Consider the following 11,517-nt stretch of genomic DNA (forward strand, 5'->3'; position numbering starts at 1 on the left):
CGGTCGTTCGAGGTGAACCCGCCGTCCTTGAACACCGGGTGGCTGAACAGGTTCGTCGTCACCATCGGCACCTTCAGGCCCGTCTCCTCCAGCGCCCCCCGGAAGCGCTTGAGGATCAGCTCCCGCTCCTGCGCGCTCGCCCCGAACGGGACCAGGTCATTGTCGTGGAACGTGATCCCGTACGCGCCCAGCTCCGCCAGCCGGCGCACCGCCTCCACCGGATCCACATCCGCCCGCGTCGGCACGCCGAACGGGTCATTCCCCGTCCAGCCCACCGTCCACAGGCCGAAGGTGAACTTGTCCTCACGGGCAGGGGTCAGAGTCATAACAGGCACCTCATCGGGCTAGTTTCCGAACGGAAGAAGAATTAGTATGTGTCCTGAACTATATGGGTCCGAGCGGGCCCGGTCAACGCTTGACAGGAACTTCTCTCGGTTCCTAGCGTGGTCCCCAACGAAATTAGTCGTAAATAGAGAGAAACTTTTCGCGACAGTGAGGTCAGAGGCATGAGGATCGAAGAGCGCCCGCCAGGATTCGTGCGCACCGAGGGTGCGCAGTTCCTCGACGGATGGGGGAAACCCATCCGCTTCACCGGGGTCTGTGTGGGCGGATGGCTCAACATGGAGAACTTCATCACCGGCTACGCGGCAAACGAGACGCTCATGCGCGAAAAGGTCGCGAAGGTGATCGGCGCAGACCGGGCAGAGCGCTTCTTCGAGCGGCTGCTGACAGCGTTCTACGGTGAGGCCGATGCGGCGTTCCTCGGCTCGCTCGGCATGACGATCATCCGCATCCCCGTCAACTACCACCACTTCGAGTCGGACGCGAACCCGTTCCACATCCTCCCGACGGCCTTCGATCATCTTGACCGCGCCATCGAGGCCTCGGGACGTCACGGCATCTACTCGATCATCGACCTGCATGCCCTGCCCGGCAGCCAGAACCATCACTGGCATTCCGACAACTCGACCCACGAGCCGCACCTGTGGAGGCATCCGCACTTCCAGGACCGGGTGGAGAACATCTGGAAGGCGATCGCGGAGCACTACAAGGACAACACGTGGGTTGCCGGCTACAACCTCATGAACGAGCCCGCGGACGAGACGCGCGCAGTGGTCGGCCCGCTCTACCGCCGACTGTTCGAGGCTGTGCGGGCCATTGACCCCGACCACACGATCTTCCTCGACGGCAACACCTACTCGACCGAGTTCGACATGTTCGACGCCGAACCGTGGCCCAACACCGTCTACAGCCTGCACGACTACGTGGCCTCCGGCCTCGGCCGCGGGGGCGACTACCCCGGCTACACGGACGGCACCTACATCGACAAGGAATATGCCCGCAAGAAGTTCCTCCAGCGCTCCGAGTACGCGCGTCAGACGGGAACGCCGATCATGGTGGGCGAGTTCGCGCCCATCTACACGGGCGACGAGCGCGTCGATGCGATGCGCCGGCAGATCCTCGCCGACCAGCTCGAGCTGTACCGCGAGTTCGACGTGAGCTGGACCAGCTGGATGTACAAGGACCTCGGTCGCCAAGGCCTTGTGAACGTCTCGGAGCAGTCCCCCTACCGTCAGCGCTTCGACGAGTTCGTCGCGAAGAAGAACCGGCTCGCCGCCGACCAGTGGGGCAGCGACCGGCTTGGCGGCGAGGGCGTGCGGGAGGTCAGCCAGGCCGTCCAGGATCTCATGGAGCGCGAGTTCCCGAACTGGACGCCGTACCCGTGGGGCCGCTTCGACACGGTCGCGACGGTGCTGAACAACCTCCTGTTCGCCCAGCCCCTCGCCGACGACTACGCCGAGCTGTTCCGGGGGCTCACCGACGAGGAGCTCGACGCCCTCGCCGATTCGTTCTCCTTCGAGCAGTGCGTCGTCCGCGAGAGCCTCCGCGACCAGCTCGTCTCCGGCCAAGACGCCCAGTCCGTCCCCGCGGCCCGGGCAGAGCAGGCGTAGGCCGTGCGCGCCGTCGTCCTTCGCTCCCCCGGTGAGCCGCCGCAGCTCGAGGATGTCGAGCTTTCGTCGCCTCGCGCCGGCGAGCTGCTCGTTCGCATCGAAGCAGCGGGTGTGTGCCACAGCGACTACCACTACATGACCGGCGACCTGACCGCCCCTCTGCCGCTCGTTCTTGGGCACGAGGGTGCGGGAATCGTCGAGGAGGTCGGACCGGGAACCTCGGGCCACATCCGCGTCGGCGACCGGGTAGCGCTCCTCTGGCGACCCCGCTGCGGCCGTTGCGACGCCTGCATCTCCGGCAATCCCGTACTGTGCGAGCTCGGCGCGGTGCAGGCGGCGGCAGGCGGCCTTCCGGACGGCACCTCGCGGCTTGCAACCGTCGACGGCGGTGCGCTGCACCATTTGATGGGTGTCTCCTGCTTCGCGGAGCGGGTGGTCGTGAACGAGAACGCGGCCGTAGCCGTGCCCGACGGCGTCCCTCCCGAGATCGCTGCCATCTCGGCGTGCGCCGTCATCACCGGCGTGGGCGCCGTGTTCCACGAGGTGCGGGAGGCGGCAGGAAAGCCGCTTCTCGTCCTCGGTGCGGGCGGCGTCGGCCTCTCGAGCGTGATGGGCGCGGCGCTCGTCGGAGCGCACCCGCTCATCGTCGTCGACGTCGACGATGAGAAGCTCGACCTCGCCAGGGAGCTCGGCGCAACCCACACCGTCAATGCCAAGGAGGACGACGTCGTCGGGCGCGTCCTCGAGATCACCGGCGGTGCCGGGGTGCCGTGGGCGATCGAGGCGATCGGCCGCGCGCAGACCCTCCAGCAGGCGCTCACGTGCGTCGCACCTGGCGGAACCCTCGTCGCCGTCGGCCTCGGTGCCACGGGCGCCGAGTTCCCCGTCCCCCTGAACCAGCTCGTGCAGCGGCAGAAGCACATCGTCGGCTCGCTCTACGGATCGAGCAACCCACCGCTCGACCTGCCGCGGATCTTCGCGCTGTATCTCGCCGGAAAGCTGCCGCTCGACAAGCTCGTGGGCGATCGGCTGCCGCTTGCGGAGTTCGGCGAAGCGTACCGGCGGCTCACAGCGGGCGCCGTCGGGCGCGGAATCCTCGTGCCGTAGGGCAGATCGAACGACAGTGCAGCCCTAGCGCAGAAAGAGAAGTGAAAAGCATGGTCCGCTCACAGGGCTGGTACGGCGGCGAAGGCCGCGACCCCTTCATCCACCGGGCGTGGATGCGGCGCGGGGTGCCCGACCACGCATTCGACGGGCGCCCGCAGATTGCCATCGCCAACACCGCGAGCGACCTGACGCCGTGCAACATGCACTTCAACGAGGTTGCCGACTACGTCAAGCAAGGCGTGTGGGAGGCGGGCGGCGTGCCCGTCAACCTGCCCGTGGTCTCGCTGGGCGAGACGGTGGTCAAGCCCACCGCGATGCTGTGGCGCAACATGGCCGCCATGGCGATCGAGGAGATGCTGCGCGCAAACCCGATCGACGCCGTTGTGCTCCTCGGCGGGTGCGACAAGACAATCCCCGCCCTCCTCATGGGCGCAGCGTCGGTGGACCTGCCCGCCGTCGTCCTTCCCGGGGGACCCATGCTGAACGGCTACTTCCGGGGTGAGCGGATGGGCTGCGGCACCGGGGTGTGGCAGCTCTCCGAGGAGGTCCGCGCGGGCACCCTGCCCGCGGCGGAGTTCGAGGCCAGCGACAAGAAGATGATCCGCAGCAAGGGTCACTGCAACACGATGGGCACGGCCTCGACCATGGGTCTCCTGGCCGAGGCGCTCGGCATGACCATCCCCGGCGTCGCCGGGACGCCCGCCGCAGACAGCCGTCTGCTCGAGGCGGCCCACGCCTCGGGCCGGCTCGCGGTCGAGCTCGCCACGGAGGACCGCCGCATCTCCCAGGTGATCACGAAGGAGTCGTTCCACAACGCCATCGTCGCGCTCGCTGCCATCGGCGGCTCCACAAACGCAGTGGTGCACCTCCTCGCGATCGCTGGCCGTCTGGGAATCGATCTCAGCCTCGAGGACTTCGACCGCATCGGCGGGAAGGTTCCCCTGCTCGTCAACCTGCAGCCCGCGGGTCGCTATCTCATGGAGGATCTCTTCCGAGCCGGCGGCTTCTTCGCCGTCCTGGACCAGCTCGTCGACCTCCTCGATCCGCTCGCCCAAACCGTCACCGGCAAGCCCCTCACGGAGTACCTCGGCGGCCACGACGTGTGGGACCGCGACGTGATCTCCCTGCGCTCCGATCCCTTGCAGGACGACGCCGGCATTGCCGTTCTGCGGGGAAACCTCGCCCCTCGAGGGGCGATCATCAAGCCCGCCGCAGCCTCGCCCGAGCTGCTTGTGCACACTGGGCGCGCCGTCGTCTTCGACTCGATCGAGGATGTCCACGCACGCCTCGACGACCCCGAGCTCGACGTCGACGCTGATTCGGTACTCGTTCTCCGCGGCTGTGGCCCGAAGGGCTATCCCGGCATGCCCGAGGTCGCGAACATGCCGCTGCCCCAGAAGCTGCTCAAGCAGGGCGTCCGCGACGTGGTCCGCATCTGCGACGGCCGCATGTCCGGAACCGCCTACGGGACCGTCGTGCTCCACGTCGCCCCGGAGGCCGCCGCGGGAGGACCGCTCGCCCTGGTCCAGGACGGCGACCTCATCTCGCTCGACGTGCCGAACCGACGCCTCGAACTGCTCGTCGAGGAGGCAGAACTCGCTAACCGCCGAACCGCCCAGCGCGCCCTCGACGGGTTCGCGCGGGCCGACCGCGGCTGGCAGAAGCTCTACATCGACCACGTGCAGGGCGCGGACACGGGAGCCGACCTGGACTTCCTCGTCGGCTCGAGTGGATCCGTGGTCACCCGAGAATCGCACTGAGTATCTGTACCCGAGACGTATCTGTACCCGAAACGTCAGAATGCGTCTCGGGTACGCCAGCTCACCACCCACGGCGTCTCGGGTACGCCAACTCACCCCCGAACTGATCCGTAGCGCGGCTCAGCCGGCGTACTGGTGGAGCGCCGCGCCCCGGAGCCCGGGCTTCACTGCGAACACTGACCCGGCTTCGGGCTCGGCGTCCTCGGGAAGATGCTGCCGGGACGACGTGATGTAGAGCGTGTCGAGATCGGGCCCGCCGAACGCGGCGGCGCTCGTGTGGGTCACACCCGGCACATCGACCACTTCGGTGAGCTGGCCGTCCGCGTCATAGCGGCGCACCGCGCCACCGCCCCACATCGCGACCCAGAGGCCGCCGTCGGCGTCGATCGCCATGCCGTCGGGCGCGCCGGCGACGTCCTCGCCGAGCTCGACCAGGGGCCGGCGGTTGTGGAACGACCCGTCGGAGGCGTCGAAGTCGAAGACGTCGACGCGCTTGGTGGGGGTGTCGATGTAGTAGGCGAGGGCGCCGTCGTGGCTCCACTGCAGCCCGTTGGAGATCGTGACGCCTTCGAGCGCCGTCGAAACCGTACCGTCCGCCTCGAGTCGGTAGACGGTTCCGGCACCCGGCGTCTCGTCGTACGCCATCGAACCGCAGTAGAAGCGCCCGCTCGGGTCGCAGCCGCCCTCATTGAGCCGGATGCCGCCGTCGTCCACCACATCCGGGAGTCGACGCTCAAGGGCGAAGTTCTCAGCGAAGAGCGCGAACCCATGCTCGGTCGCCACGACGAAGCCGCCGCCGGTTCGGGGGCGCACCACGGCAGCCACCGGGCTGCCCACGTCGTAGCGCCGGGGGCTCTCAAGCGAGGAGAGGTCGACGACGGCCCCCGCCAGCATGTCGACGACGAGCATCCGGCGGCCCACGGGATCCCAGCAGGGGCCCTCGCCGTGCCACGTGATCGGCTTGGTGATCTGCTCTGCCCTCACAGCCAGCCTCCGTCCACGACCCACGTCTGCCCAGTCGCGAGGCGCGAATCGTCCGCGGCGAGCCACAGCATCATGCGGGCCACGTCTGCGGGGTACAGGAACTCGGGCAGGCTCTGCACCGAGAGGATCTTCTCGCGCTCCGCGTCGCCGACCCACTTCTCAAGCTGCCGCGGCGTCATGATCCAGCCGGGGATCACGCAGTTGACCCGGATGCCGTCCGGCCCCATCTCGCGGGCGAGCGTCCGGGTCAGGCCTTCGATCCCGGCCTTGGCCGTGATGTAGACAGGCATGTCGACGAAGTCGACGTGCGCGCTGATGGACCCCAGGTTGATGATCGAGCCTCCGCCCGCGGCCTTCATCGTGGGCCAGACCGCCTGAGCGGCGAAGAAGTGATGCCGCACGTTGACGGCCATGCTCTCGTCCCACAGGTCGGGATCGATCTCGGCCACTTTGCGGCGGGTGTCGTTGGCGGCGTTGTTGACCAGAACCGTGATGGGCCCGAGCTTCTCTGATGCTCGGCCAATGGCCTGCTGCAAGGCGGGGATGTCCCGGACGTCCGCGACCTGGAAGAACGGCTCGGGGTCGCCCCGCTCGGCAATGCTCGTTGCGAGCTTGGCCCCCGCTTCCTCGTCCAGGTCCACGAAGGCGACCTTGGCCTTCTGGGCGGCGAGCTGGGACACGAACTCTGCGCCGAGACCCGTGGCCCCGCCACTGACGAACGCAACCCGGCCCTCCAGCGACGGGTAACGCGCAAAGTCAGATGCGAGATTAGACTCTCGATCGGTCATCATCGTTGATACCCTTCGTTGCAAGGTTTCTTTGAGTTAAGCGAAAACTATCTGAAGAGTCAGGCTATGAGCTCCCCATCACAGCGTCAACCGGCCCGAACTGCCCTCCAGCGGCGTTCTTCTGGCGCCGCTACCATGAGGCCCATGGTGAACGACGGGGCAGACGATGCGCGGCCTACGCGAGCCACTCTGTCAGAAGTCGCGGCTCTGGCAAACGTGTCCGTGGCAACCGTGTCGAAGGTCCTGAACGGGCGCAGCGGTGTCTCCGACGAGACGCGCAGCCGGATCGAGTCCCTGCTCGAGGAGCGGAACTACAACCGCCGCCTCAGTGCGCAGAGCACCGCTCCGCTGATCGAGGTGCTCTGTTTTGAGATCGACAGCCCCTTCGCCGGTGCCGCGATCTCGGGCATCGAGCGAATCGCCCGCGATCACGAGATCGGGATGGTCGTCACCGGCTCCGAGGAGTCGCACCTGCCCTCGCGCGGGTGGATTGACGGCGTCCTGCGCCGCCAGCCCCTCGGCATCATCCTGGTCGCCGCCCTCCTGCCCGAGAAGGACCTGGCGCGCCTGCGCAGCCGCGGGATCCCCATCGTGATGATGGACCCGTACGGCGCCCCCGCCACCGACGCTCCCGCCATCGGCTCGGCCGACTGGAACGGCGGCTTCCTCGCGACACAGCATCTGATCAAGCTCGGCCATCAGCGCATTGCGATCATCACGGGGCCCGAAGACATGATGGCGTCCACGGCGCGGCTCTCCGGGTATCGGGCGGCGCTGGACAGCGCCGGAATCCCCGTACGCCGGGACTATATCCGTCCGGGCACCTTCCATCGGGACGACGGCGTCGCCGAGGGCCGGGACCTCCTGTCGTCGGCCGAGCCCCCCACGGCGATCTTCGCATCCAGCGACCTGCAGGCACTCGGCGTGTACGAGGCTGCCCGCACGCTCGGGCTGCGGGTGCCCGACGATCTCTCGGTTGTCGGCTACGACGACCTCCCGATTGCCCGCTGGGCGGGACCGCCCCTCACCACCGTCCGGGTGCCGCTTGCCGAGATGGCCGAACAGGCGATGCACCTCGTGCTCCGACTGCGCGATGAGCCCGAACTGGCGTTCAGCCGCGTCGACCTCGCGACTTCCCTCGTGGTGCGCGAGAGCAGCGCCCCGCCCCGCGCCTAGCCTCACCGTCTGCCTCGCTAGCACTGGATCAGCTGCGCCTTCCCAACGAAAACTTTCGAACTTCTTTGTAAATCTTGACGCAAATTTTCGTGGTTGTTAGATTCGTCTCATTCGTTCCAGCCATGAGGCCAGCTCCCCTGGGCTCGCAGCTCACGACGACGGGGGCTCACTCCAGCCTGAAGCCCCCCGCACGCCGGGCTCCCCGCCCGGCGCCCATCCGGACACGACGCTGTTTCCGCGAAGCAAGAGGACTGACATGCGATTTCCATTCCAATCGAAGACCGCTCTCCGGTCACTCGCTGCCCTGGCGGTAGCAAGCCTGGCGGGCCTTGGGATCGTCGGCTGCTCCGGCAGCAACCAGGGCTCAGCCGGTTCCGCGACAAGCGGCACCATCAACTGGTGGGGGTGGACTCCAACCAACACCAACGAGGCGAACGACTTCATCGCCGCGTTCAACAAGGAGTACCCGGACATCAAGGTCAACTACAAGCTGGTTGGCATCTCGGACTACCAAGCCACGATGCGCCCGGCCTTGGCCTCGGACAACGGACCCGACGTGTTCGACCTGTCGCCGGGTGCCTACGTGCAGCAGTTCGGCTCCTACGCCGAGGACCTCAGCTCCGCTGCCCAGGGCGCCCTCGGCAGCGACTGGAAGTCCAAGATCTCGAGCATCGCCGTCGATGGCCTCAGCTCCAACAACAAGCTCACCGCCATGCCTGTCGGCTCGACCTACGCCGGCTCGCTCTGGTACAACGCCGATCTGTTCAAGAAGTACAACCTGCAGCCGCCGAAGACTCTCGACGAATGGAAGAAGGTGTGCCAGACCTTCGCGAGCAACGGAGTCGGCTGCTTCGCCCAGGGCGCCGCGCAGGAGGGCTTTGATCAGGACACCCTGCAGGCCATCTCGAACTCGGTCGAGCCGGGCTACTGGACGAAGGCCTCCAAGGGCGACGCGAAGTGGGATTCTCCCCAGATCGCCCAGACACTGACGATCTGGAAGGATCTCTTCGGCAGCGGCATCATGCAGAAGGGTGCGCTCGGCGCCCAGCAGTACCCCGACATCAACAATGCCTTCCTCACCGGGAAGTACGCGATGGTGATGATGGGCAGCTGGTACACGCAGTACGCGACCCAGAACGCCATGACCCAGGCCCTTGGATCTGCGGGTGTCGCGGGGGCGAAGCCCTTCCCCATCCTGCCGATGCAATTCCCTGACGTCGCCGGCAAGGGCAACACGTCCGAGATGTTCGGCGACGCCGACTACGGCCTCGCCGTCGCCAGCAAGTCGAAGAACAGGGCGGCCGCGGAGACGTTCGTGAAGTGGATGGCCGCGAATCCCAAGGGCCAGCAGGTGGTCGCCGACCGTCTCGACACCACCTCGGTTCTGAAGGGCGTCTCACCCGACTTCACCACCATCAAGTTCGTCGATCCCGCCCAGCAGAGCGGCCCGGTCAACGACTACCTGAAGAACGCGTCCTCGGTGAACGAGCACCGCTTCGCCCTCCTCAACTCCGACATTGAGAACGCCTTCCTCGCGGCGGCGCAGTCGGTCGTCGGCGGCAGCGCCACCCCGCAGGCAGCGGCGGCAACGCTCCAGCAGGCGGCGGACGCGGCAAAGGCACAGAACAAGTAATGAAGGCCCTGGACCAATGACCCTCTCCACCCAAGAGCGGTTGGCCAGCGCGGCCGGCTCCCCGAGCCGGCCGCGCGGCGGCGGCCGCCTTCAAGCATCGGGCCTGCCCTGGATCCTGCCCGCCCTCGTCCTCGGCGTGGGCCTCATCTACTACTGCATCGGCTATACCGGCTACATCTCCACCCTGAACTGGGACGGCGCCAGCCCTGAGCCTCTCTCAGTCGGCACGAAGAACTACTCCAACATCTTCGGCGATCCCGTGTTCTGGAAGGCCATCACCCACACGGTGCTCTTCTTCGTGGTGACCTTCGTCGTTCAGACGGCGCTCGGCGTCGTCTTCGCGGTCATCATGCACTCGCACATCAAGCTCGCCGTGCTCTACAAGGTGATCATCTTCGTACCCGTCGTTCTGGCCCCGGCCATCATGGCACCCGTGTTCCGGCAGATCTTTGCCGCGAACGGCCAGTTCAACTGGGTGCTCGACCACCTCGGCCTGGGCTTCCTCGCCCAGCCCTGGATCGGCCAGGAGTCCACCTCACTCCCCGTCATCATGGCGATCACGATCTGGCAGTGGACCGGACTCACGTTCGTGCTGTACTACGCCGCGATGAGCCAGATCGACCAGTCGCTCATCGAGGCCGCCCGCATTGACGGGGCCGGGAACCTCCGCGTCCTCTGGAGCATCATCTGGCCCAACCTCCGGGGGACCACGGTGTCGCTCGGGATCCTCAGTGCCATCGGTGCGCTGAAGACGTTCGACATCCCATGGCTCGTGACCATTGCAGGACCGAACAACTCAACGCAGTTCCTGGGCACGTACATCTACCAGATGACGATCCAGCTGGCCCACGTCGGCTACGGCGCAGCCCTGTCGATCATTCTGCTGATCGTCGCCCTCGTCATGGCGATCATCCTTCAGATCGTGGCGCGTGAGAGGACGGGGAGGCGCTGATGTTCGAAGTTCGCAGGTGGTGGAGCAAGGGGCTCCTCCAGCTGATCGCGACGCTGCTCGTGCTGCCGTACCTGTTCCCGCTGATCGCGATGGTGCAGGGGTCCTTCGCCGGCGACGGCTGGGGCAACTACCGGGACGTGATCCTGGTCCCCGGGTTCTTCCGATTCTTCCTCAACAGCGCCATCATCTCGGGCGGCGTCATCGTGCTCGTCTACGCGGTGACGATGCTCGCGGCCTACGGCTTCTCGAAGCTGCGCATCCGCTTCCGTGAGGTCTATTTCTGGCTCCTGTTGGCGTGCCTCACGCTGCCCGAGGTCGTGCTGCTCACGCCGCTCTTCACGACCACCCAGGCAGTCGGCCTCTTCAATACCTATTGGGCCGTAATCCTTCCCCTGGCGGCGCTGCAGGTCCCGTTCGCGGTGCTCCTCACCCGGAACTTCATCAATGGTCTGCCCGACGAGATGTTCGAGGCCGCACGCGTTGACGGCGCGAGTTCAATCGGCGGCTTCATCCACCTTGTCATCCCCCTGACCAAGCCCATCGCGGCAGCGGTGCTGATCTTCACCCTCATCGGTGCGTGGAACGACTACCTGATGCCTCTCGTGTTCCTGCAGTCGCAGGACATGCAGACCATCACGCTCGTCCCCCAGTTCTTCGTGGGCGAGTTCAGCAATGACCAGACCAAGATCCTCGCTTCCGCAGTGCTGACCGCGATTCCCGAGATCGTCGCCTACCTCTGCCTCCAGGGCCTGTTCGAGCGCGGCCTTTCGGCCGGCGCTATCAAGTGATCCTCAGCTAGGAGTCCGTATGCCACTCATCCAGGTCGACCTCGACCGTGGACTTTACGAAGCCTCGCACGACGCAATCGGCGAGGCCATCCACGAAGCGCAGATCGAGGCGCTCGGGATCCCCTCAGACGACCGTTTCCAAGTGTTCCGCCCCCACGATCACGGCGAGCTCAAGTTCGATCCCGGGTACAACGGCGTCGACCGCCGTACCCTCCTGCTCATCCAGGTGACGGCCGTTCACATGTATCCCGTGGCGGTGAAGCGAAAGTTCTTCGAAACCGTCGTGGCCAAGCTCGCGCCTCTGGGGGTTCGGGCAGAGGATGTGCTCATCTCGCTCGTCGAGAACGGCTTCGAAGACTGGTACGCAGGCAAGTGAG

10 protein-coding genes and 1 pseudogene are annotated in these 11,517 nt (G+C 66.4%); 8 read left to right on the forward strand and 3 right to left on the reverse strand.

What is annotated here, in order from left to right:
* Positions 1-326 (reverse strand): annotated as a pseudogene (locus tag E5679_RS19700) (xylose isomerase); the annotation flags it as partial.
* Between the two features lie 180 nt (positions 327-506).
* On the opposite strand from E5679_RS19700, the gene E5679_RS19705 reads away from it, so the two are divergent.
* From E5679_RS19705 to E5679_RS19715, 3 genes are read left to right on the forward strand one after another with little or no spacing between them, the layout of a single operon-like run.
* Positions 507-1,952: a glycoside hydrolase family 5 protein gene (locus E5679_RS19705; RefSeq protein WP_138419098.1), complete on the forward strand. Its 1,446-nt coding sequence runs from the start codon at positions 507-509 to the stop codon at positions 1,950-1,952.
* Between the two features lie 3 nt (positions 1,953-1,955).
* Positions 1,956-3,059 (forward strand): zinc-binding dehydrogenase, encoded by a 1,104-nt coding sequence (locus E5679_RS19710; RefSeq protein ID WP_138419100.1) that lies wholly within the window; start codon positions 1,956-1,958, stop codon positions 3,057-3,059.
* A gap of 41 nt (positions 3,060-3,100) precedes the next feature.
* The gene (locus tag E5679_RS19715) at positions 3,101-4,819 is read left to right on the forward strand and encodes an IlvD/Edd family dehydratase (RefSeq protein ID WP_275092570.1); all 1,719 of its coding nucleotides are present in this window, start codon (positions 3,101-3,103) and stop codon (positions 4,817-4,819) included.
* Positions 4,820-4,939: 120 nt separating this feature from the next.
* On the opposite strand, the gene E5679_RS19720 is transcribed toward E5679_RS19715, so the two are convergent.
* On the reverse strand, positions 4,940-5,803 hold the full coding sequence (locus E5679_RS19720; protein ID WP_138419105.1) for an SMP-30/gluconolactonase/LRE family protein: 864 nt from the start codon (positions 5,801-5,803) through the stop codon (positions 4,940-4,942).
* Entirely contained in the window at positions 5,800-6,594 is a 795-nt protein-coding gene (locus E5679_RS19725) for an SDR family NAD(P)-dependent oxidoreductase (RefSeq protein ID WP_138419107.1), read from the reverse strand. The genes E5679_RS19720 and E5679_RS19725 overlap by 4 nt, the downstream gene beginning before the upstream one ends.
* A 141-nt stretch (positions 6,595-6,735) precedes the next feature.
* On the opposite strand from E5679_RS19725, the gene E5679_RS19730 reads away from it, so the two are divergent.
* The 5 genes from E5679_RS19730 (at position 6,736) to E5679_RS19750 (ending at position 11,516) form a co-directional block, all read left to right on the forward strand.
* Positions 6,736-7,767 (forward strand): LacI family DNA-binding transcriptional regulator, encoded by a 1,032-nt coding sequence (locus tag E5679_RS19730; RefSeq protein WP_138419109.1) that lies wholly within the window; start codon positions 6,736-6,738, stop codon positions 7,765-7,767.
* Between the two features lie 256 nt (positions 7,768-8,023).
* Positions 8,024-9,400, forward strand: coding sequence for an ABC transporter substrate-binding protein (locus E5679_RS19735; RefSeq protein WP_138419111.1), 1,377 nt, complete (start codon positions 8,024-8,026; stop codon positions 9,398-9,400).
* A gap of 16 nt (positions 9,401-9,416) precedes the next feature.
* Positions 9,417-10,352: a carbohydrate ABC transporter permease gene (locus E5679_RS19740; protein WP_138419113.1), complete on the forward strand. Its 936-nt coding sequence runs from the start codon at positions 9,417-9,419 to the stop codon at positions 10,350-10,352.
* The gene (locus E5679_RS19745) at positions 10,352-11,140 is read left to right on the forward strand and encodes a carbohydrate ABC transporter permease (protein WP_138419115.1); all 789 of its coding nucleotides are present in this window, start codon (positions 10,352-10,354) and stop codon (positions 11,138-11,140) included. Before E5679_RS19740 ends, E5679_RS19745 begins: the two co-directional genes overlap by 1 nt.
* 19 nt (positions 11,141-11,159) lie before the next feature.
* Positions 11,160-11,516: a tautomerase family protein gene (locus E5679_RS19750; RefSeq protein WP_138419117.1), complete on the forward strand. Its 357-nt coding sequence runs from the start codon at positions 11,160-11,162 to the stop codon at positions 11,514-11,516.
* The last annotated feature ends 1 nt before the right edge of the window (position 11,517 follow it).

The organism is Sinomonas gamaensis, assembly GCF_005876955.1.
GTDB classification, from domain to species: Bacteria; Actinomycetota; Actinomycetes; order Actinomycetales; family Micrococcaceae; genus Sinomonas; species Sinomonas gamaensis.